Here is a 20,336-nt window from a genome sequence, read left to right on the forward strand (position 1 = left end):
CGGCAATCAGCCGAGCGGGGCGGTGCCGGGCAGCTTGTCGTCGTAGCGGAAGCCGAGGCGCACCACGACCTGGTAATGGGCGACCTTGCCGTCCTTGATGTGGCCGCGCATCTCCTTGACCTCGAACCAGTCGAGATTGCGCAGGGTCTTCGACGCGGTGGCGATGGCGCCCTGGATCGCATCCTCGAGGCCCAGTTCGGATGACCCGGCCAGCTCGGTGATGGCGTAGACGTTTCCCATGATCGCTTTCCTCTTCTGTTCGTCTCTTCCGGGGAATGGACGGGTGAAGGTCGGTTCCGCCGCTAGACTGTGATCGCATCGGCCGCGAGGGCCAAGTCCTTGACGAACTCGGCATAGGCCCGCTGCCGCGCCTCCGCGCCCGGCATCCGCAGCAGCGCCGACGGATGCGTGGTGATCAGGCCGCGCCGGCCGTCCGGGAGATCGATGACCTGCCCGCGGCTGCGGGAGATGGTGACCGGCCGCCCGGTCAGCGCCCGCGCCGCGGTGGCGCCGAGGGCCACGGTCAGACACGGCCGGATCGCCGCCAGTTCGCGGTCGAGCCACCATTTGCAGCGGTCGATCTCATAGCTGTCGGGGGATTTGTGCAGCCGGCGCTTGCCGCGCGGCACGAACTTGAAATGCTTGACCGCATTGGTGACGTAGACCCGGTCGCGGGCGATGCCGGCCTCGGCCAGGGCCTTGTCGAAGATGGTCCCGGCCGGGCCGACGAAGGGCCTGCCCTGCCGGTCCTCCTGGTCGCCCGGCTGCTCGCCGACGAAGACGATCGTCGCATCCGCCGGCCCTTCCCCGAACACCGTCTGCGTCGCGGCCCGGTAGAGCGGGCAGCGCTCGCAACGGCGCGCCTGGGCCGCCAGGGTCTTCAGGGATGGCGTGGCCATGCCTGGACAATGGCGAGGCCGCGCGGCCGGTTCCGCGATCAGGCGGGCGGCGGATCCGGCGGCGACGGCGGAAACCGCGGCAGCGACCAGCCGAGCCCGATCGCCAGCGCCCGCAGGCCGAAGGCGGCCCCCGCGCCGAGGCAGGCGGCCAGCAGGGCATCACCGAAGGTGAGCCGCGCCAGCACGTAGACGGTGGCGCCGAAGGCGGCGGCGGTGATGTAGATCTCGCCGCTGACGATCAGCGTGACCTGGCCGATGATGACGTCGCGGATGATGCCGCCGAAGGTGGCGGTCATGGTGCCGAGCACGATCGCCGAGACCGCCGGCGCCCCGGCGCCCAGCGCCTTCTCGGCCCCGGTCACGGCGAACAGCGCCATGCCGACCGCATCGGCCCAGACGATGACCCGGCGGCGGCGGCCGTCCCCGGCCCGGATCGGGAAGGTCGGGTGGCCGAAGAAGACCACCATGGCGACGCCAACGCAGATCAGCAGGTCGACCGGATCGGTGATCCAGAAAACCGGGCCGGCCCCGAGCAGCAGGTCGCGCAGGGTGCCGCCGCCGATGCCGGTGGTGGTGGCAAGGATGGCGAAGCCGATCGGGTCGGCCTGCCGGCGCGCGGCGACCAGCGCCCCGGTGAGGGCGAAGACGGCCACGCCGATCCAGTCCAGCCAAGCCCCGATCGTACCGAGCATCCCATCCGCCCCCGATGGACTGCGCCATCCGCTTCCGGTGCGGCGGCGCGCCGGCCCGGTGATCCCGCACCGATATCAGGACGGGCGGCGGACGGCGAGCCCGACGACACGGCACCGGCATCATCGCCGCAGCAGGTGATTCGGCGCGGCATCGATGGATCGGCCAGGTCGCTGCATAACGCGGTAGGACGCCGCCCCCTCCACAAGCGCGGCGGCTTTGCAGATCCGTAAGGCGGACGCCCGGTCGCCTGATCCATCTCTTTGATTCGGAAAAGAATTTTCTCCTATGACGATTTTCTTGGGAACATTTCTTCGGAACGCCGGAAATTCCTACTTGCCGACTTTGATCAAAATTACCTAAAATTTATTATAAATCGGATCCAATGCGCTGCCGGGGGGAACCGGGGGCCGCATGGACCGCACATTTCAGATCGCACGACTCGTCCAGCCGGCCCTGCTTTCTCGCGGCGCCGGCGCGGCCAAAGGGGGATGCGGGCTGAACCGGGCAGTCAAGAAGCCCGGGCTGTCACAACACATCTCTGGAGTGGATAATGAAGGCTGTTACCCCGATCCTCGCCGCGGCCGCCCTGGCCGCGACCGGGTGGTTCACCGTCGCGGATGCCGCGACCGCGACCGGCAATCTGCAGGTCAAGATCACCATCACCAAGGAATGCCAGGTCAATGCCGGCAGCGGCGGCACCGGCGCTGGCGACGCCATCCTGGATTTCGGCAGCCACGGCGTGCTGAACAGCAATGTCGACGGCCAGACCTCGACCAGCGGCCAAGGCTCGATCCAGGTGCAGTGCACCAACGGCACCGCCTACCAGATCGGCCTGAACGCCGGCACCAACCCCGCCACCCCGGGTGACGTCACCACCCGTCGGATGAAGACCGGCACCGAATTCGTCAGCTACCAGCTGTACCAGGATTCGGCCCGCACCACGGTCTGGGGCAACACCACCGGCGCCGGCGGCAACGTCGTCTCCAAGACCGCCGACGGCACGGTGCAGAGCAGCCAGGTGTTCGGCCGCGTCCCGCCGCAGACCACCCCGACGGCCGGCGTCTACACCGACACCGTCACCATCACCGTCACCTACTGATCCGGACCCTGAGGACACCCCGATGCGCCGTCTTCTCGCGCTACTCGCGGTTGTCCCTGGGTTGGTCTTCGCGCAGGACGGTCGGGCGGCATCCCTCCAGGTGTCGCCCGTCACCGTCGACCTGACCGCGCCGGCCCAGGCGGCTTCCGTCAATCTCCGCAACAACGGCGACCGCCCGGTCAACGTCCAGGTCCGTGTCTACGGCTGGACGCAGACCGGCGGCGACGACCAACTGGCGCCCGCCAAGGATGTGGTGGCCAGCCCGCCGGCCGCCACGCTGCAGCCGGGCACCACCTACACCATCCGCGTCGCCCGCACTGCGGCGCCCGTCACCGCCGGCGAGGAGACCTATCGCCTGCTGGTCGACGAGCTGCCGGATGTCAACGTCCGGCGCCCGGCCGACGCGGTCAACCTGGTCATCCGCTATTCCATCCCGGTGTTCTTCGCCGACCGCAGCGCCGGCGCCGAGCTGCGCTGGGACGTGCGCCGCGACGGCAGCGGCCTGGTGGTCGAGGCCACCAACACCGGCAACCGCCACGCCAAGATCGCCAATCTGACGGTCGCCTCCCCTGCCGGCCGGGTCTCCTTCGGCCAGGGGCTGAACGGCTACGTCCTGCCGGGCAGCACCAAGCGCTGGACCGCGGCCGCCGGGGCCCAGCGCATCCAGCCCGGCAGCAGCGTCAACATCACGGCCAACGGGGACGACTATGCAGTCAACCAGACGGCGACCGTCGCGGGCCGTTAAGTCGCGCATCGCCGCCTGCTGCCTGCTCGCCATCCTCGCCACCACCGGTGCCGCGGCACCGGCGGCGGCGCAGGACGTGCCGGCGCCCCAGGACGTGTCCCCCCAGGACATGTCCGGCGACAGCCAGGACCTGCTGCTCGGCGTCACCGTCAACGACCGCTCGACCGGCACCCTCGCCACCTTCAAGCGCCTGCCGAACGGCCACCTGGCCGCCACCCCCGGCGACCTGCAGACCGCCGGCATCAAGCCGAAGATCGGCACCGTCGACGATGCCGGGCTGATCCCGCTGGACAGCCTGGCCGGCGTCACCTGGCGCTATGACGAGCCCAGGCAGATCGTGGTCTTCACCGCCCCCGAGGACGCCCGCGTGCCCACCAGCGTCGATGTCGGCGCCGGCAGCCGGCCGGTCGACCTGTCCGCGGTGCGGTCCGACCTCGGCTTCCTGATGAACTACACGCTGTACGGCACGTCCCAGTACGACTGGGGCGGCGGCAGCACGTCGAGCACGCTGAGCGGCAGCTTCGACGCCCGGCTGCTGACGCCCTACGGCATCCTCTCCAACACCGCGCTGGCCCGGGTCAACGCCTTCGACCATCTCGACGATCGCAGCAACGGCCTGACCCGGCTGGACAGCACCTGGCGCTACACCGACCCCGAGAACCTGCTGGTCTACCAGGTCGGCGACACCATCTCCGGCTCGCTGTCCTGGAACTCGTCCTACCGGCTCGGCGGCATCCAGATCAAACGCAACTTCGACATCCGGCCGGACCTGGTGACCAGCCCGGTGCCCAACCTCAGCGGCACCGCCTCGGTCCCGTCCACGCTCGACCTCTACCTCAACAACATCAAGGTGTTCTCCGGCGAGGTCCCGGCCGGGCCGTTCGACTTCACCGGCCTGCCCTTCCTCGGCGGCGGCGGCGACGCCCGCATCGTCATGAAGGATGCGCTGGGCCGCGAGGTCGTCACCCAGCGCTCCTACTTCTTCGCGCCCGACATGCTGCGCGCCGGCTATTTCGACTTCTCCGCCGAACTCGGCTTCGTCCGTCTCGGCTATGGCGACAGCTCGTTCAAATACGACCGCAGCCTCGCCGGGTCGGCCAGCATGCGCTACGGCCTGGACGACTGGCTCACCCTGGAAAGCCATGTCGAGGCCACCCGCGGCCTGGTCAATGGCGGCGCCGGCTTCGTCGCCAGCATGGGCCCCTACGGCGCCGTCAACGCCTCGCTGACCGGCAGCCGATACGGCGGCAAGGATGGGGACGAGACCGGCGGCAAGGTCTCGGCCTTCTACCAGGTCTCGCGCAACGGCTATTCCTTCTATGTCGGCGCCGACCGCATGATCGGCGACTACAACGACATCGGCCTGGTGGTCGACCGCCGCCACAACAACGACGCCCCGATCTCGGCCCGGGCCCGCGAGGTCGACCGCGTCGGCCTGTCCTTCCCGCTCGGCTTCGACCCGTCCTCGCTCAGCCTGGGCTATTCCCGCATCCGCGGCGCCGGCAAGGACGGCGATTCCAGCATCCTCACCGCCTCCTGGTCGCGGACGGTGTTCGACGACGTCTCGGTCTACGTCACCGGCTACGGCGATTTCGACGACCGCAGCAACTACGGCATCTTCGCCGGCGTCACCATTCCCCTGGGCGGCGACATCACCGGCTCGGCCAATGTCTCGCGCACTGGCAACCGCACCAGCTTCGACACCAGCCTGACCAAGTCGGCCCGGCTCGAGGAAGGCTCGCTCGGCTGGTCGGTCCGCGACCAGGAGGCCGTCGACGGCACCGGCAACCGCGCCGCTTCGGTCAACTACCGCGCCGCCGTCGCCTACATGTCCGGATCGCTCGAACAGTCCGGCGACCTCGGCCGCGTCACCGGCACGGTCGAAGGCTCGATCGTCGCCGCCGGCGGCGGGGTGTTCCTGGCCAACCGGGTCGACGACGCCTTCGCCGTGGTCAAGGCCGGCGGCCCCAATGTCGACGTCTCGCTCAACAACCGCCGGGTCGCCACCACCAATTCCGGCGGCCGCGCCTTCGTGCCCTATCTGCAGTCGTACCAGAACAACACGATCTCGATCGATCCGGCCAACCTGGCGCTCGACCTGCAGCCGGACGCGACCCAGACCGTGGTGGTCCCGGCCGACCGTTCCGGCGCCGTGGTCGATTTCGGGGTCAGGAAGGTCGACGCCGCGATCGTCAGCCTGACCGGGCCGGACGGCAAGGCGCTGCCGGTCGGCGCCGTGGTCCAGCTCGACGGCACCGACCAGGCCACCGTCGCCGGCTATGACGGCCGCACCTGGCTGACCGGCCTGGCCGGCCGGAACAGCGTCACCGTCACCCTGCCCGAAGCCGCCGGCAGCTGCCGCGCCAGCTTCGACTACCAGTCGGTGCCGGGCGCCCAGCCCGAAATCGGCCCCGTCCCATGCCGTTGAGAGGAGGATCCATGCGCACCTCGCATCTCATCACCTTGGCTGGCACCGCGCTTGCCCTGGTCATAGCGGTCGCCTGGCTGGCCCTGCCGGCCGCCCGGGCCCAGGGCATCCCGACGCCACTGGTGCCGCAGGGGGCCACCCAGACCAACGGCCTGGGCGGCCTGCCCGGCGACAACCGCAGCGATACGGGTGTGGTCCGGTCGCCGCGCATCGCCGGCCTCTCGGCGCTGCGGATCGAGATCACCATCCGCACCGCCTGCAGCGTCGACCAGGATGCGGCGCTGGCCTTCCCCGCCTGGAAGCCCGGGGACCGGACGGTCGACGGCGCCGCCGCGGTCGCGATCGACTGCTCCGCCGGCCTGCCCTACCTCGTCGCCCTCGACGCCGGCGGCGGCGCGACCGAGGCCGGCCGCCGCCTGTCGGCGCCCGGCCGCGGCGCCCCCGCCATGCCGTACCAGCTGTACAGCGATCCCGGCCGCCTGAGCGTCTGGGGCGACCGGCCGGGCATCGACACGCTGCCGGGCCACGGCACCGGGGTCCCGGTCACCATCCCGGTCTACGCCCGCGCCGTGCCGCCCGCCCGGGGACAGCCGGCGACCTACCGGGACCTCGTCCGCCTCACCGTCGCCTATTGATGCATTCCGGAAAGCCCCAGCCATGACCGCGCTGCTTCGTCCGCTGCTCCTCGCGCTGTCCGCCGCCATCGTGCTGCTGTTCGCGTCGGCCGGCGCCCAGGCGCAGACCTGCACGGTCACCAACATCTCCAATTTCGGCACCACGACGGTCGACATCGTGCCGAACGCATCGGCCACGGCGACCGGGCAGGTCAGCTACAACTGCTCGGGCCGCACGGCGTTCACGGATGTCCGGCTGTGCGCCTATATCCGGGCCACCGGCAACCAGGTCGGCCCGAGCGACTACGCCTTCTACCAGACCCGCGACACCGATTCGCGGCTGGCCTGGCAGATGACCGAGCAGTTCAACCGCCGCTATGCCCGGGACGGCGGCGGCAGCCAGTCGACCGGCGGCATCAAGCTGTATGTCGTCGGCGGCGGCACCACGACGAACATCAACGGCACCAACACGCTGACGCTGAGCTATCTCGACCGGCAGCAGCAGGATCGCGTTCGGCCCGGCACCTACACCGACACCTACCAGCTGATCACCAAATATCTGTTCAATGCCGGCAACGCCAGCTGCGAGGCCGGCCTGACCAGCACGACCGGAACCATCACCACCTCGTTCACCGTGACCTCGATCGTCCCCAAGAACTGCCAGTTCGAGAACTTTCAGAACGTCGATTTCGGCAATTGGGGATCGGTCACGGCGGCGCAGGCGAGTTCGACCGGGGTGCGGGCCTTCGGCAATGTCGGCATGCGCTGCACCTACCAGACGCCCTACAGCATCACGGTCGACAACGGCCAGAACGTCAACGCCGGCACTCGGCGGATGAAGAACGGCACCAACTTCCTGCCCTACCAGCTGTTCCAGCCGGGCTGCAACTCGGCCTGGACCACGGCCTCGCCCTTGGCCAGCACCGGCACCATCGTCAGCGCGATCAACAACCACCAGGTCTGCGCCCAGCTGACCACCCCGATCGCCGTGGCGCCGGCCGCCGGCACCTACACCGATCTCGTCATCGTCACCGCAACCTTCTGAGGACGGGACGGGTGGCCGGATGCGGGCACGACGACCATGACGACGAATGCAGGCGGTTCCCGTGGATAACACTCGCGGCAGCAGCGTGAGCGTGGCGACGAAGGGCAAGCTCAGGCTCGCCGTGCTCTATGGCCGGCGGCCGTCCGACCTCGATCTGATGCGCAGTGAGAACCAGGCCTTCGCCGACCTGTTCGAGATGCCGATCGCCGGCGAATTCATGCCGCAGATCCGCTCGGTCGATCCCGACCTGGTCGTCATCCATCTCGGCTCGGCGCCCGACCCGGCCGATGCCGCCTTCGCCCGCGGCATCCTCGCGGCGCTGCGCGGCGGCCGGCGAAAGCTCATCGTCCTCGGCGACCGCGACCTGCTCACCGACGCCGAGCTCAACATCGACCTGATCGGCCACAGCTTCTACGACTGCCGGATCGGCGGCGAGACCATCCGTCGCCTGATCCGGCGCACCATCGCCGTCCTGGCGGGCTTCAGGCGCAAGGTCGGGCGGATCGATTCCACCCTCAACCGCATGACCGATCTGAGCCAGGAGATCCTGGTCCAGCACGCCGACATGCTGGCCCTGCACCGCGAGGAGATGGCCGACGGCATCCACCAGGCCGGCCGGGCCGACGCCGTGGTGACCGGCAGCGCCGTCGCCGTCATCGACGTCTCGCTCGACATCGTCAAATCGCTGGGCGAGGCCCTGGGCGACGAGTTCATGAGCGTCGACTACTTCCAGATCCTGATGTTCCTGCACCGCAGCACCCTGATCGGCCGCCGCGGCGTGCCGGTCGGGGAGCTGTGCGGGCTGATCGAGGCCCCGTATTCGACCACAGTCCGCCGGATCGACGAGCTGGCTAAGAAGGATTATGTGCGCAAGGCGGTCGACCCCGCCGACAAACGGCGGATCAATGTCGAGATCACCAGCCGGTCGAGCGGGATCGTCGATCTCTTCATCGGCAGGTTCAAGGCGTCGATCGGGGGCCTGCTGGAGGCGGTCGGCGCCCCCCAAATCGGGCGATGACGGACCTATCTCGAACACGCCTTTGCCCTTATGCTTGCCATCCGCGCAAAACGCGCCCATTTATGTGCGGTCATTCTGGTTCGGATGGCCGGCTTGCCACGCCCTTGCGGCCACGGATCGCTGCCTTCCCGGTGACCGACTGATGCGACGCGCATTCCCGCGCGGCGCCACTTCTTTCTGGGAGGCGAGCGATGCCGATCGGCACCGTTAAGTGGTTCAACAGCACCAAAGGCTTCGGCTTCATTCAGCCGGAGAATGGCGGCCCGGACGTGTTCGTCCACATCTCTGCCGTCGAGCGCGCGGGTCTGCGCGGCCTCGACGAGGGTCAGAAGATCTCCTACGAGGAGCAGCTTGACCCGAAGCGCAACAAGTCGTCGGCCGAGAACCTCAAGGCCGTCTGATCCCTGACTTGGGGACCTAGGGAAAAAGCGCCCGTTCCGACGGGCGCTTTTTTCTTGTCCGGCGTCGGGGGGCTGTCCGGCCTATCCCTGCGCCGCCAGCGCGGTGAGGTCGTCCCAGGCGTAGAGCAGGTTGTGCGACCGCCACAGCGGGCCGGGATCGGTGTAGGCGCCGATGCGGCGGCCGCCCTGGGCCTCGTAGAAGGCGATCGCCGGGTCGTTGCCGACCACCACGCCGAGGCCGAACCCTGCATAGCCGCGCGCGCCCAGCGCCGCCGCCATGGCGGCGAGCAGCCGGCGGCCCAGGCCGCGACGGGCGAAGTCGCGCCCGACATAGAGATACTTCACCTCGCCCCGGTCGCCGAAGGCGGCATCGCCCGGCGGCCCGGCCAGGCCGAAGCCGGCCAGGGTGCCGTCGACCTCCACCACCAGGGCGATCTGCGCCGGGTCGGCCAGGATCGCCGCCCAGCGGGCCTCGCGGCGGTCGACATCGAGAGCGCCGGCCGCTTCCGGCGGCGCCAGGTCGCGATAGGTGTCGCGCCACACCGCGACATGCAGCTCGGCGATGCCTCGGGCGTCGGCCGCGACGGCGGGGCGGAGCCGGATGGCGTCAGTAGGGATCGCTGGCCTCCAGGATCTCCTGCCCCATCAGCACGCAGTCGCCGGGGATCTGCGCGTAGAGGAAATGCATGCGGTACTCGGTCTTGATGACGTAGGCCCAAACCTCGAGCACGTCGAAGCGACCCTCGCCGCGCAGCGCCTTGACCGTGCCGGTCAGCTTCGCGGTGTCGTCAACCTGGAAGTCCGGCAGGCCCTCGCCGAAATGGAAGGCCATCAGCGCGCGGGCATGGGTCACGGCATCGGCGGAGCAGGGATGGGCGGTCTCGGCGGCTCGGGCTGAGCCGGCGGAAGCCAGCATCAGGCCGGCGGCGAAGGCGCCCGCGGCGAAGGCGATGGGCTTCATGCCGCGGTCGCCGCTTCGTCCCGGGCCCTGGCCCGCTGCGCGGCCGGGCGGGTGGCCAGAAGCGCGAGATAGGCGGAGATCGTGGCGGAGTCCGGCAGCTTGCCCCAGGCCTGCAGCCATTGCAGCAGCGACCCGATCAGCACGTCGGCGGCGCTGAAACGGGCGCCCAGTAGATAGGGACCACCGGCCTGCAGCGCCTTTTCCACCCGTTCGAGCGCCAGCGCGAAGCTGGGCCAGCCCAGCGCGCTGGGCGGTGCCTCGACCCCGCGCGGGAACACCGCATCGGCGAAGGCGGGTTCGAGCACCGAGGGGCAGTAGCCGAGCCAAGTGGCGTAGGCCGCGCGCTCGGGCGAGCCGACCGCCGGGGCCAGCCCCGATTCGGGCAGCGCGTCGGCGACATAGGCGCAGATCGCCGCGCTCTCGGTCACCACCACGCCGGGCGACCAGTCGCCGGCCGGACCGCGGTCGACCAGCGCCGGCACCTTGCCGGCCGGGTTGAGCGCGAGATAGGCCGGGTCCTTGTGCGTCGCCTTGCTCAGGTCGTGCGGCGCGATGGCGAAGGGCACCCCGGTCTCCTCCATCAGCCACAGGATGCGGCGGGAGCGGGAGCGCGGGGCGTGGTGCAGCGTGAAGCGTGGGGCGTCGGTCATGGCGGGATTGAACCACAGCCTTGGCTTGTGAAGCGAGGGCGTTTCAGCCCTCGGTCACCCGTCCCCACCCTCCGATTCTCCCGAGCGGTCAGCCGGCGAGAGACAGGGATGGCGGCCGCGCGCCTTCGAGTTCGAGCAGCGCTGCCTTGCGGTGCAGGCCGCCGGCATAGCCGGTGAGGCTGCCGTCGCTGCCGATCAGGCGGTGGCAAGGCACCACCACCGCGATCGGGTTGGCGCCGTTGGCGGTGCCGACGGCGCGGATCGCCCGCGGTTCGCCCAGGCGCAGCGCCAGGTCGCGGTAGCTGAGGGTGACGCCGCCGGGGATGGCGCACAGCGCGGCCCAGACCCGGTGCTGGAACGGCGTGCCGAGCGGCGCCAGGACCAGGTCGAACGCCCGGCGCCGGCCGGCGAAGTACTCGTCGAGCTGGGCCCGGACGCGGGCGAGGCCGGGCGAGTCGGGACCGGCCGGCGCCGCCTCCAGCCCGCGCCGGCGCAGTTGGCGCTGGCCGGCGGTCGGGCCGCCATCGTCGCGTTCGAAATCCAGGCCGACCAGGGCGCCGGCGGCATCGACCAGGGCCAGCATGCGGCCCATCGGCGTGTCGATCAGGCCGGCGGTGACGGGGAGGATGGGATCGCTGAACATCATCCCCGCATCAGGCCCCGGGCGGCCGGAGCCGGCAACCCGGATCTTGCGGCCGCCCCCTACTCCGCCGGCTCGGCCGCGCGGGGTTCGGCGGCGGCGCGGTCGGCGCCGGTGACCGAGGTCAGGCGGCCCAGCCGCGGCGCCAGCCAGGCCCGGATGTCGTCCATCACCGTGAACACCGCCGGCACGAACACCAGGCTGAGCACGGTCGAGGTGACCAGCCCGCCGATCACCGCCACCGCCATCGGCCCGCGGAAGCCGGCATCGGCACCGATGCCCAGCGCCGCCGGCATCATGCCGGCGACCATCGCCATGGTGGTCATGATGATCGGCCGCGCCCGGACCAGGCAGGCCTGGACCAGCGCCGCCCGCCGGTCGAGCCCGGCGCGCCGCCCCTCGATCGCGAAATCGACCAGCAGGATCGAGTTCTTGGTGACGATGCCCATCAGCATCAGCAAGCCGATCACCGAGGACAGGTCGAGCGCCGCGCCGTAGCCGAGCAGCGCCAGGATGGCGCCGATCACCGACAGCGGCAGCGCGATCAGGATGGTGACCGGCTGCAGGAAGTCCCGGAACAGCAGCACCAGCACCGCCAGCACCATCAGCACGCCCGCCAGCATGGCCTTGCCGAAGCTGGAGAACATCTCGGCCATGAATTCGGCCTCGCCGACCGGCGGCCGCTCGATCCCGTCCGGCAGCTGCGCCAGCGACGGCAGCGCCTCGATCGCGGCCAGGGCGGTGCCCAGCGGCACGCCGTTGAGGTCGGCATCGACCGAGACCCGGCGGCGGCGGTCGTAGCGCTCAACCTCGGCGTCGCCGGCGCCGAAGCCGATCTCGGCCACCGAAGTCAGCGGCACCGCACCGCGGCCGCCGGCCACGCGCAGCTGGCGCAGCGCCTCGATGTCGCTGCGCGCCGCGCGGTCCAGCACCACCCGGATCGGCACCTGGCGGCCGCCCAGGTTGAACTTGGCCGAATTGGCGTCGGTGTCGCCGATGGTGGCAATCCGGGCCACGGTGCCGATGGCCTGGGCCGAGACGCCCAGCCGCGCCGCCTCGTCCGGCCGCGGGCGGATCCGGATCTCCGGCCGCGGCAGCGGTTCGGTCGACCGGGCGTTGGCCAGCTGCGGCAGCGCGCGCATCTCGCGTTCCAGCGCCTGGACCGCGGCGGTCAGCTTGGCCGGGTCGTCGCCGGTCAGGACGATCGACACGTCCTTGCCGCCGCCCTCGCCGAGGAAGGTGAAGCGGATGTCCGGGATCGGCGCCAGCGCGTCCCGCGCCGAGAGTTCGAACTGCTTGCGCGTGACCTGGCGTTCGCCGCGCGGCTTGAGGACGATCACCAGATTGGCCTTGGTGACGTCGCCGCCGGAGGCGGTGGCATCGGCCGCCGCAGCGCCGCCGCCGCCGCCAATGGTGGTGAAGACGTGGTCGACCTCCGGCCGCTGGCGCAGCGCGGCGGTGATGCGCCGCGCCACCGCATCGGTGTCGGCCAGGGTCGCGCCGGGCGGCAGCTCGACCTGCAGGTTCGAGATCTTGCTGTCGCTGACCGGCAGGAAGCCGCTGGGCAGGAGCGGCACCAGCAGCAGCGACACCGCGAAGATGGCCCCGGCCGCCCCCAGGGTGGTGCGGCGGTGGTCGAGGGTCCAGTGCAGGAAGCGGGCATAGCCGCCGGCCAGGCGGGACGGCGCGGCGTCGCCATGCCCGGCCGACACCGGCTTCGGCCGCATCATGTAGGCCGCCATCAGCGGCGTCAGCAGCCGGGCCACCAGCAGCGAGGCCAGCACGGCCACCGCCACGGTCAGGCCGAACTGCTTGAAGTACTGGCCGATGACGCCGCCGATGAAGCTGACCGGGGCGAACACCGCGACGATGGCCAGTGTGGTGGCGACCACCGCGAGGCCGATGGCGTCGGCGGCGTCGATCGAGGCCTGGTACGGCCGCTTGCCGAGATGCAGGTGGCGGTCGATGTTCTCGATCTCGACGATGGCGTCGTCGACCAGGATGCCGATCACCAGGGTCAGCGCCAGCAGGCTGATGCTGTTCAGGGTGAAGCCCAGCAGGTCCATGGCGAAGAACGCCGGCAGAATCGACAGCGGCATGGCCAGGGCCGCGATCAGCGTCGCCCGCCAGTCGCGCAGGAAGACGAAGACCACCAGCACGGTCAGCAGCGCGCCTTCGATCAGCACCGTCATCGCCGCGTTGTAGCTGTCGCGGGTGTATTCGACGGTCGAGGCGATCTCGCTGATGGTGACGCCGGGCGTCTGCGCCTGGAGTTCGGCGAGGCGCTGCGCCACGCCGTCGGCCACCACGGTGTCGCTGGCCCCCTTGGCGCGGTAGACCGCGAAGCCGACCACTGGCGCGTCGTCGAGCCGGGCCGAGGCCCTGATCTCACCGGCCCCGTCGGTGACGGCGCCGAGATCGGCCAGCCGCACCCAGCGGCCATTCGCCAGGGCGATCGGGGTGGCCGCCAGGTCCTCGACCGTGTCGGCGCCGCCCAGGGTGCGGATCGCCTGCTCGCGCGCCCCGATCTCACCACGGCCGCCGGGCACGTCGGCATTGGTGCTGCGCAGCTGGGCGTTGACCTGGTCGGCGGTGACGCCGAGCGCCGCCAGTCGGTCGGGGTCGAGGTCGACTCGGATCTCGCGGGCGACGCCGCCCATGCGCTGCACCTTCTGCACCCCCGGCACCGCCAGCAGGTCGCGGGCGATGCGGTCATCGACGAACCAGGACAGGTCGACGGTCGACAGGCCGGGCGCGTTGACGCCGTAATACAGGATGGCGCCGCCTTCGACGTCGAGCCGGGCGATGATCGGCTCCTCGATCGCCTGCGGCAGGTCGCTGCGGATGTTGGTGACGGCGTCACGCACATCGGTGGTGGCGCGGTCGGGGTCGGTGCCGATGCGGAACTCGACCACGGTCGCGGACACGCCGTCGCTGATGGTCGAGGTGATGTGGCGCACCTCGGCCAGCCCGGCGACGGCGCCTTCGACCCGCCGCGTGACCTGGGTCTCCAGCTCCGACGGCGCGGCGCCGGCCTGGGTGACCGTCACCGTCACGATCGGGAATTCGAGCTTGGGGTTGGCGTTGACCGGCAGGTGCAGGAACGACCACCAGCCGGCGACGGTCAGCAGCACGAACAGGACGATGACCGGGATCGGCCGGCGGATCGACCAGGAGGAGATGCCCGAGCTCATCGGACCGCCTCCTCCTCCGCCGCTTGCGTCACCCGGTCGCCCTCGCGCAGGAAGGCGCCGGCGCCGAGCACGACGCGCTGGCCGAGATCGAGCCCGGACAGGATCTCGGCCCGGCCGTCGCGGCGCAGGCCGACGGTGACCACCCGGCGCGACAGCGCGCCGCCGCTGTCGACCAGCAGCACGCTGCTGTCACCGCGGTCGTCGCGCTGCATCACCGCGCGGTCGGGGATGGTGACGGCGCCGTTGCGGCGTTCGACCATGACCGCGGCCCGGCCGAACACGCCCGGCCGCAGCCGCGGATCGGCCGGCAGGGTGATGCGGGCGCGGCCCAGCCGGCTGTCGCGGTCGGCCTTCGGCGCCACCAGCCGCACCCGGCCGTCGACCGCGTCGTCGAAGCCGGTGACGGTGATGCGGGCGGACTGGCCCACCGCCAGGGCCGGCAGGTCGGCCTCCGGCACCTCGGCCTCCAGCTCGACCTCGCCCTCGCGCATCAGCTTGACCAGCGGTTCCGACCCCGCCATGGCGCCGGCCCGGGCGGCGCGTTCAGCGACGATGCCGGCGGTGGGGGCGCGGATCTCGGCCCGGCCGAGCCGGGCGCGCGCCTCGTCGACCTTGGCCTGGGCCTGGGCCAGCTCGGCCCGCGACACCTCCAGCACCTTGTCGGCGGAGATCGCGGCGGCGTGGCGCTTGTCGTAGTCCTGCGGGTTGAAGGCGCTGGAGCTGCGCAGCTTCTCGCTGCGCTGGAAATTGGCCGCAGCCTCGACCTGCATCGCCTGGTCGCGCGCCAGCCCGGCCTCGGCCCGCAGCACCGCGGCCTCGGCATCATGCAGCGCCGCGGTCAGCAGGTCGGTCTCCAGCCGCAGGATGACCTGGCCGGCCGCGACCCGGTCGCCCTCCTCCACCAGCACCTCGGCGATGCGCTGGCCGTCGACCGCCGCGCTGATCGCGATCTCCTCGCGCGGCACCACGGTGCCGGTCAGCGACAGCACCCGCTCGATCGGGCGGCGCTGGGCCGCAACCACGGTGACCACGGGCAGGCGCAGCCCGTCCGCCACCGCCGCCGGCGCGGTGCCGCGGGCGTCGGTCATCACGGCGAAGAGACCGGCCGCCGCAGCCAGCACCAGCCCGCAGGCCCCGGCGGCCAGCCAGCCCCGCCGGGGCCGCGGCGTCGGGGCGGGCGTTGCGGTCTCGGTCAGCAGCGGACGACTTGCCGGGTTGGTCATGGCCCACTCCTGGTGCGGGTCGCGTTTGGTCATTCTATTAATCGACTAGTCGGTCTACTTAAAGCGCAAATGCGAAGCCGCCGAGTCGAGACGGCCGTGCGGCCGGCAGCGGCAGCAGTCGCGCCCGTCATTGCCGGCCCGCAAGGACGGCCCGAGATGCCTGATGGCGTCGACCATGCAGATCGCCGTCCCGGTCACGGCGACCAGCGCCAGCGCCGCGATCACGGCAACGGCCCCGGCCCGGCGGCCTTCGCCGCGGTGCCGCACCAGCCATGCCGCGACGCCCATGCCCTGCGGCAGCGGCCGGAGCCCCAGCTTGCCCATATCCCTCTCCCGGCCGACATCCGGCCCGCCTCGATCTTTAATCGATCAGTCGGTCTACTAAATAGCCGGACTGTGGCGAGATTGCGTTCGGGCGATGGGCCGCGGCCCGATCGGCTAGGATCGGGACGATTCGAGGGAGGCCGCATGACCATCACCATCGAGCCGATCGAGGCCCGCACCCTGGCCGAGGCCAGGATGATCGACGGCAGCTTCGTCATCGAGTCGCGGCTGGTCCTGGCGGCCGAGGGCGACGTCCCGAGCTTCACCACCGTGCCGCTGCCGCCGCGGACCAAGCGCTATGAGGAGACCGACTATGCCGGCTATGTCGGCCGGCGGGACCGGGCGGCGTTCCTGGCCCGGGCGGACGGACGGCCGGCGGGGCTGGTGGCGTTGTCGAAGAGCTGGAACGGCTTCGCCTGCGTCGACGAGATCCTGGTCGACACGGCGGCGCGGAAATCGGGCATCGGCCGGGCGCTGATCGACGCCGCCATCGCCTGGGCCCGGTCACGGACCCTGCCCGGCATCATGCTGGAAACACAGACCACCAACGTCGCCGCCTGCCGCTTCTACCAGCGCTGCGGCTTCGTCCTGGGCGGCTGGGACCGCTTCCTGTACCAGGCCATCGACCCCGGCACCGACGAGATCGCGCTGACCTGGTACCTGTTCTTCGACCAGGCCGGTGACGGAATGGGAAGGCCCCGATCCGAAAACAAGAGCTAAATTGATTGCAAAAGTAGCCGAGAATCCAGCCCCGGAAATCGTGGCGTAGCGCAGCGGAGCAAGATTGGGCCCCGAAAAGACAGGCCGCAACCGAAGTTGCATGGCCGATTTCGGAGGATAATCCCATGAGCTACCACAGCGTGCAGACGACCCATCGTGTCCACAGGACTTCCAGCCCCGCCCCTCGAAGCAGACCTTACTTCGGTCGTCTTGGCGCGGCGGTCGCCGCGATGGCCCGGTCGATCGCCGAGCACCGCCGGCTGCGGCGCGATGAGCGGCGCCTGCTGGAAATGACGGACCATCAGTTGCAGGACATCGGCCTCCGCCGCGTCGGCCACAGCTTCGGTGCGCAGATCATCGAGGCCGACGATTCGGCTGTGACCGACGCTGCTGTTCAGGCCGGACCGTAGCGCCGGGTTTCGCCGCCCCGCGCCAGCTCCACCGCCAGATCGTCATGGCCGGGGGGCAGCAGCGGGTCGAACACCCGGTCGCCGAAATTCCGGCGCAGGCCGAAGACATGGCGCAGCAGCAGGTTGGTGTAGAGCCCCGGCCCGCTGGAATAGACCCGCCAGCCGCCATCGACGGCGATTGTGCCGTCCTTGACCCGCTGCCATTCCGTGCCCGCGGCGTAGCGGTCGGCGAAGGCCGCGTCGCTGGAGCTGAAATAGGCGTTGCGCTGGCGCGGCGTCGCGTTCGGCAGGATGTCGGTCACCGCCACCGGATTGGCCAGCAGCAGCGTCCGCCACACCGCATCGGCCTGGCCATGCGCCGCCAGCGCCTCGCCGGTGCGCAGATGCGCGTGGGTGTACATCAGCCCGATCTCGCGGCCGAAATAGGCGGCGGATTCGGCCCGGCGGAACAGCTGCTCGACCCCGCCGTGATAGGCCACCGGCCGATCCATCAGCCGGGCGCCGTCCGGGAACATCAGATGGTCGCGGATGATGGCGAGATGGCGCGGCACCGCCTCGCCGGCGAACAGGCCGGCGATCAGCGCCCGCTTCATTGGCAGCAGCGAATAGGTCAGGCCGGTACGGGTGTCGCTGGGGTGCAGCAGCAGCTCGGCGACAGTGCCTTCGGGCGTGAACACGGCATAGCCGGCCAGCACCCCGTCGCGCATCAGGTGGCGCTGGAGGTCCCAGTGCATCGCGCCGGCCAGGGTCTCGATCTCGCGCGCCTGCGCCGACCGGCCGGCATGGTCGAGCACCGCGGCCCAGCGGCCGAGCTGCTGGATCAGGAGGGCGACGGTCCAGGCGCTGACCATCCAGTCGCGCAGGTGGGGGTCGACCGGCTGCAGCGAATCGTTCCAGTCGCCCTCGCCATAGCGCAGCAGATGGGTGCCGGGGATGAAGCGGTCCTTCACCACCGCGACGATGCGGTCGATATGGGCCGAGACCGGGTCCTGCCGCTCGGTGCGGGTGAAGTCCTCCTCGTTGCGCCAGGCCACCGGCTCGTCGAGGAAGGCGAGGTCGCCGGTCGCCTCGACATAGTCGCACAGCGCCTTCAGCGGCCAGACGATGACGTCGCCATGGGCGTGGCGGTCCTGGATCGGCGAATAGGGTTCGAGCATGAACCATTGCGGCCAGTCGCCCCGGTCCGCGTATTGCTGGGCGAAGACCTTGCGCAGGACCTCCTTGGCTGCGCCGTCATGCTCCAGCGCCAGCAGGAACTCCAGCGCGCCCTGGCAGACATCGCGCGTGCCCCAGGCGCCGCCGGTGTACTGCTCCAGCCCATGCGGCACGGTCAGGTGGATCATGGCGTCATGCGCCAGCCACGGGAAGGCGGCGTCCAGCGCCTCGCCCTCGGCCCCGCCGCCCCGGATCCGCAGGCCGCGCGTGACCTCGGCCCAATGGGCATCGGCCGACCCCAGCATCTCCGCGATCGGAACCCCGGCAGCGTAGCGGTCGGCCAGCGCCGTGGCCGCGGCCGCATCGGTCAGCGACCCGGTGACGGCAAAGCCGAAGCCCGAGACCGACCCGGTGCGCAGCGCGATATAGCCGCCGCGCCGGCCCTGGCCGTCGGCGTAGAGCAGCTCGTCGCCGCCGATCGCTTCGATCGCCTCCGGCGTCGGAGTCACCAGGTGGTAGACCGAGTCGGGGTAGCGCTGGCCCCACAGCCAGTCCGGGTCCGGCCGGAAGGTGAAGCGCTTGGCCGCCGGATCGATCGCGACCCGCCCGGCCTGCTCCAGCTCGCGCTCGCCGAGCACGAGATGGCCCAGCACCAGGAAGCGGCAGGGCTGGCCCTCGACATCGACCCGCCACTGCATCGCAGTGTCGGCGCCGGAGACGGCGGCGCGGACCGTGACCACGCGGCCGCCGAAGCGGTAGATCCAGCGGCTTTCCGCCAAGCCCATCTCGAAGGCCGAGGGCACCGACAGCAAGCGCCACCCTTCGCCGCCATCGACCAGGATGCGCAGGCCGGAGCTGCGGGTGATGTTGTAGGGGTCGCGCGAGACCGAGAACAGCTTGTGGAACGAGGTGTTGCCGACCGTCAGCTGGGCGGCGAAGACGCCATGCGCCCAGACCGTGGCGCAGAGCAGGCCATCCTCCGGCAGCAGCGCCGCGCCGGAGCGCAGCAGCGCGCCATGGCGGCGGCGCAGCCCGAGCTCCTTGGCGCGCAGGGCGACGTGCCGGTTCAGGCCACCATCATCGACGAAGAAGGATTGCAGGACGCCGCCGTCCCGTTCCTCCAGCCGCCGCGACGGCCACAGCAGGTCGAGCGCGGCGGCGTCGAGATCCTCGGCCACCAGCGGCGGCGCATCCTGCAGCAGGCCGCGCACCGGGGTCTCGAGCACGACCTCCGCTGGGCGGAAGCCACCGGCGGCCGCCAGCGCCTGGTCGACCACGGCCAGGTCGCCATCGTCGGACGCCGCCTTGTGGTCCGGCACGAACAGGCCGAAGAAGCCCCACCCCGCCGTGGCGCCGGGCGCCAGGCTGGCGGTCTTCGAAGCGATCGCCGGGCAGGCGACCTCGTGCTGCAGCTTCTCGTCCGGCAGGTCGCCGGTGATCTCGGCGCGGTCGCGGAAGCCGGGGCCGAAGCTCTGCGCCGCATCGGTGGCGAAGCCGGACGCGCCGTCCAGGCAACCATGGGCCATCCAGGGAATGCGGCCGCCCTGGGCCAGCGCCTGGCGGCTCATCACCACCGGCCCCAGCCGGTCGTGGCGCGCGACATGGTGGTCCATGTATTGCGAGGCATAGGCCTCGTTGTTCATCAGGAAGCCGCGGCTGCCGAGGCCGATGTCCTGCAGCAGCACGGCGGAGACCTCGACCGCGGCGGCGCCCTTGTTCTCGACCTCGACCCGCCAGAGCCACAGGTTGGCATCGGGCGCCAGCCACAGCGTGACGCGGTGCGCCAGCCCTTCGGCCTCGCCGGCCCAGACGAAGCGGTCGGTACCGGCGCCGACCGTTAGCCGCGCCGTCGGCCCCACCGCCTCGACCACCCGGCCGCCGGCCAGCCGCAACAGCACCCGGCCGATGCCGCCGGACAGCGGCGATCCCAGCACCTGGTTGACCAGCACCGGATCGCCCTGGCCATCCAGCTGGTGCGACAGGGCGAACAGCGCGCCGTTCGGCAGCAGGCTGGCGGCCAGGCCGGTGCCGTTGGCGATGCGCCGCAGTCCGAGATCGGTGTCGCGCGGGAGGATGAATTCGGTCGTCGGGCCTGTCATCGGTGCCGCTCGCTCCAA

At 70.9% G+C, this 20,336-nt stretch carries 20 protein-coding genes; 9 read left to right on the forward strand and 11 right to left on the reverse strand.

Annotated elements, in window-relative coordinates; translation table 11 throughout:
* Positions 1 to 6 precede the first annotated feature (6 nt).
* The 3 genes from AB4112_RS27775 to AB4112_RS27785 form a co-directional block, all read right to left on the reverse strand.
* Entirely contained in the window at positions 7 to 240 is a 234-nt protein-coding gene (locus AB4112_RS27775) for a dodecin (protein WP_309801549.1), read from the reverse strand.
* A gap of 62 nt (positions 241 to 302) precedes the next feature.
* Positions 303 to 899, reverse strand: a complete 597-nt coding sequence (locus AB4112_RS27780; protein WP_309801547.1) for a UdgX family uracil-DNA binding protein — start codon at positions 897 to 899, stop codon at positions 303 to 305.
* Positions 900 to 937: 38 nt separating this feature from the next.
* A complete protein-coding gene (locus AB4112_RS27785) occupies positions 938 to 1,591 on the reverse strand; it encodes a trimeric intracellular cation channel family protein (protein ID WP_309801546.1) in 654 nt (217 codons plus the stop codon).
* A gap of 551 nt (positions 1,592 to 2,142) precedes the next feature.
* Here AB4112_RS27785 and AB4112_RS27790 point away from each other — a divergent pair.
* The 7 genes from AB4112_RS27790 (at position 2,143) to AB4112_RS27820 (ending at position 8,942) form a co-directional block, all read left to right on the forward strand.
* Positions 2,143 to 2,691 (forward strand): Csu type fimbrial protein, encoded by a 549-nt coding sequence (locus AB4112_RS27790; protein WP_309801545.1) that lies wholly within the window; start codon positions 2,143 to 2,145, stop codon positions 2,689 to 2,691.
* Positions 2,692 to 2,713: 22 nt separating this feature from the next.
* The gene (locus tag AB4112_RS27795) at positions 2,714 to 3,436 is read left to right on the forward strand and encodes a fimbrial biogenesis chaperone (protein ID WP_309801544.1); all 723 of its coding nucleotides are present in this window, start codon (positions 2,714 to 2,716) and stop codon (positions 3,434 to 3,436) included.
* On the forward strand, positions 3,399 to 5,864 hold the full coding sequence (locus AB4112_RS27800) for a fimbria/pilus outer membrane usher protein (protein ID WP_309801543.1): 2,466 nt from the start codon (positions 3,399 to 3,401) through the stop codon (positions 5,862 to 5,864). Before AB4112_RS27795 ends, AB4112_RS27800 begins: the two co-directional genes overlap by 38 nt.
* An 11-nt stretch (positions 5,865 to 5,875) precedes the next feature.
* On the forward strand, positions 5,876 to 6,499 hold the full coding sequence (locus tag AB4112_RS27805; protein WP_309801542.1) for a Csu type fimbrial protein: 624 nt from the start codon (positions 5,876 to 5,878) through the stop codon (positions 6,497 to 6,499).
* A gap of 22 nt (positions 6,500 to 6,521) precedes the next feature.
* The gene (locus AB4112_RS27810) at positions 6,522 to 7,523 is read left to right on the forward strand and encodes a Csu type fimbrial protein (RefSeq protein ID WP_309801541.1); all 1,002 of its coding nucleotides are present in this window, start codon (positions 6,522 to 6,524) and stop codon (positions 7,521 to 7,523) included.
* 61 nt (positions 7,524 to 7,584) lie between these two features.
* Positions 7,585 to 8,541 (forward strand): hypothetical protein, encoded by a 957-nt coding sequence (locus AB4112_RS27815; protein ID WP_309801539.1) that lies wholly within the window; start codon positions 7,585 to 7,587, stop codon positions 8,539 to 8,541.
* Positions 8,542 to 8,732: 191 nt separating this feature from the next.
* Complete coding sequence (locus tag AB4112_RS27820) at positions 8,733 to 8,942, forward strand: cold-shock protein (protein WP_309801538.1); 210 nt, start codon at positions 8,733 to 8,735, stop codon at positions 8,940 to 8,942.
* An 81-nt stretch (positions 8,943 to 9,023) separates the two neighbouring features.
* On the opposite strand, the gene AB4112_RS27825 is transcribed toward AB4112_RS27820, so the two are convergent.
* From AB4112_RS27825 to AB4112_RS27855, 7 genes are all read right to left on the reverse strand, one after another.
* The gene (locus AB4112_RS27825) at positions 9,024 to 9,485 is read right to left on the reverse strand and encodes a GNAT family N-acetyltransferase (RefSeq protein WP_309801537.1); all 462 of its coding nucleotides are present in this window, start codon (positions 9,483 to 9,485) and stop codon (positions 9,024 to 9,026) included.
* Positions 9,486 to 9,549: 64 nt separating this feature from the next.
* Complete coding sequence (locus AB4112_RS27830; RefSeq protein WP_309801536.1) at positions 9,550 to 9,903, reverse strand: hypothetical protein; 354 nt, start codon at positions 9,901 to 9,903, stop codon at positions 9,550 to 9,552.
* Complete coding sequence (locus AB4112_RS27835) at positions 9,900 to 10,553, reverse strand: glutathione S-transferase family protein (RefSeq protein ID WP_309801535.1); 654 nt, start codon at positions 10,551 to 10,553, stop codon at positions 9,900 to 9,902. Before AB4112_RS27835 ends, AB4112_RS27830 begins: the two co-directional genes overlap by 4 nt.
* An 88-nt stretch (positions 10,554 to 10,641) precedes the next feature.
* Positions 10,642 to 11,199: a methylated-DNA--[protein]-cysteine S-methyltransferase gene (locus AB4112_RS27840; RefSeq protein WP_441724287.1), complete on the reverse strand. Its 558-nt coding sequence runs from the start codon at positions 11,197 to 11,199 to the stop codon at positions 10,642 to 10,644.
* 56 nt (positions 11,200 to 11,255) lie between these two features.
* Positions 11,256 to 14,387 carry an efflux RND transporter permease subunit gene (locus tag AB4112_RS27845; RefSeq protein WP_441724289.1) on the reverse strand — a complete coding sequence of 1,044 codons (3,132 nt, stop codon included), beginning with the start codon at positions 14,385 to 14,387 and terminating at the stop codon, positions 11,256 to 11,258.
* Positions 14,384 to 15,643, reverse strand: coding sequence for an efflux RND transporter periplasmic adaptor subunit (locus tag AB4112_RS27850; protein ID WP_441724291.1), 1,260 nt, complete (start codon positions 15,641 to 15,643; stop codon positions 14,384 to 14,386). The genes AB4112_RS27845 and AB4112_RS27850 overlap by 4 nt, the downstream gene beginning before the upstream one ends.
* 21 nt (positions 15,644 to 15,664) lie before the next feature.
* Positions 15,665 to 15,934 carry a hypothetical protein gene (locus AB4112_RS27855; protein WP_309801531.1) on the reverse strand — a complete coding sequence of 90 codons (270 nt, stop codon included), beginning with the start codon at positions 15,932 to 15,934 and terminating at the stop codon, positions 15,665 to 15,667.
* Positions 15,935 to 16,078: 144 nt separating this feature from the next.
* On the opposite strand from AB4112_RS27855, the gene AB4112_RS27860 reads away from it, so the two are divergent.
* Both AB4112_RS27860 and AB4112_RS27865 read left to right on the forward strand, forming a co-directional pair.
* Positions 16,079 to 16,654 (forward strand): GNAT family N-acetyltransferase, encoded by a 576-nt coding sequence (locus AB4112_RS27860; RefSeq protein WP_441724293.1) that lies wholly within the window; start codon positions 16,079 to 16,081, stop codon positions 16,652 to 16,654.
* 125 nt (positions 16,655 to 16,779) lie between these two features.
* Positions 16,780 to 17,064, forward strand: a complete 285-nt coding sequence (locus AB4112_RS27865) for a DUF1127 domain-containing protein (RefSeq protein WP_441724295.1) — start codon at positions 16,780 to 16,782, stop codon at positions 17,062 to 17,064.
* Here the strand turns inward: AB4112_RS27865 and AB4112_RS27870 are convergent.
* Positions 17,049 to 20,318, reverse strand: a complete 3,270-nt coding sequence (locus AB4112_RS27870; protein ID WP_441724297.1) for a hypothetical protein — start codon at positions 20,316 to 20,318, stop codon at positions 17,049 to 17,051. The genes AB4112_RS27865 and AB4112_RS27870 overlap by 16 nt on opposite strands.
* Positions 20,319 to 20,336 lie beyond the last annotated feature (18 nt).

The sequence above is a fragment of the Inquilinus sp. 2KB_23 genome, assembly GCF_052115705.1.
Lineage (GTDB): Bacteria > Pseudomonadota > Alphaproteobacteria > DSM-16000 > Inquilinaceae > Inquilinus > Inquilinus ginsengisoli_A.

Bases quoted from the DNA above. Each gene is read 5' to 3' on its own strand.
- AB4112_RS27870 (WP_441724297.1), bottom strand. From the start codon at position 20,318: ATGACAGGCCCGACGACCGAATTCATCCTCCCGCGCGACACCGATCTC.
- AB4112_RS27840 (WP_441724287.1), bottom strand. From the start codon at position 11,199: ATGATGTTCAGCGATCCCATCCTCCCCGTCACCGCCGGCCTGATCGAC.
- AB4112_RS27820 (WP_309801538.1), top strand. From the start codon at position 8,733: ATGCCGATCGGCACCGTTAAGTGGTTCAACAGCACCAAAGGCTTCGGC.
- AB4112_RS27805 (WP_309801542.1), top strand. From the start codon at position 5,876: ATGCGCACCTCGCATCTCATCACCTTGGCTGGCACCGCGCTTGCCCTG.
- AB4112_RS27800 (WP_309801543.1), top strand. From the start codon at position 3,399: ATGCAGTCAACCAGACGGCGACCGTCGCGGGCCGTTAAGTCGCGCATC.
- AB4112_RS27860 (WP_441724293.1), top strand. From the start codon at position 16,079: ATGACCATCACCATCGAGCCGATCGAGGCCCGCACCCTGGCCGAGGCC.
- AB4112_RS27850 (WP_441724291.1), bottom strand. From the start codon at position 15,643: ATGACCAAACGCGACCCGCACCAGGAGTGGGCCATGACCAACCCGGCA.
- AB4112_RS27785 (WP_309801546.1), bottom strand. From the start codon at position 1,591: ATGCTCGGTACGATCGGGGCTTGGCTGGACTGGATCGGCGTGGCCGTC.
- AB4112_RS27780 (WP_309801547.1), bottom strand. From the start codon at position 899: ATGGCCACGCCATCCCTGAAGACCCTGGCGGCCCAGGCGCGCCGTTGC.
- AB4112_RS27790 (WP_309801545.1), top strand. From the start codon at position 2,143: ATGAAGGCTGTTACCCCGATCCTCGCCGCGGCCGCCCTGGCCGCGACC.
- AB4112_RS27810 (WP_309801541.1), top strand. From the start codon at position 6,522: ATGACCGCGCTGCTTCGTCCGCTGCTCCTCGCGCTGTCCGCCGCCATC.
- AB4112_RS27830 (WP_309801536.1), bottom strand. From the start codon at position 9,903: ATGAAGCCCATCGCCTTCGCCGCGGGCGCCTTCGCCGCCGGCCTGATG.
- AB4112_RS27835 (WP_309801535.1), bottom strand. From the start codon at position 10,553: ATGACCGACGCCCCACGCTTCACGCTGCACCACGCCCCGCGCTCCCGC.
- AB4112_RS27775 (WP_309801549.1), bottom strand. From the start codon at position 240: ATGGGAAACGTCTACGCCATCACCGAGCTGGCCGGGTCATCCGAACTG.
- AB4112_RS27795 (WP_309801544.1), top strand. From the start codon at position 2,714: ATGCGCCGTCTTCTCGCGCTACTCGCGGTTGTCCCTGGGTTGGTCTTC.
- AB4112_RS27865 (WP_441724295.1), top strand. From the start codon at position 16,780: ATGAGCTACCACAGCGTGCAGACGACCCATCGTGTCCACAGGACTTCC.
- AB4112_RS27845 (WP_441724289.1), bottom strand. From the start codon at position 14,387: ATGAGCTCGGGCATCTCCTCCTGGTCGATCCGCCGGCCGATCCCGGTC.
- AB4112_RS27855 (WP_309801531.1), bottom strand. From the start codon at position 15,934: ATGGGCAAGCTGGGGCTCCGGCCGCTGCCGCAGGGCATGGGCGTCGCG.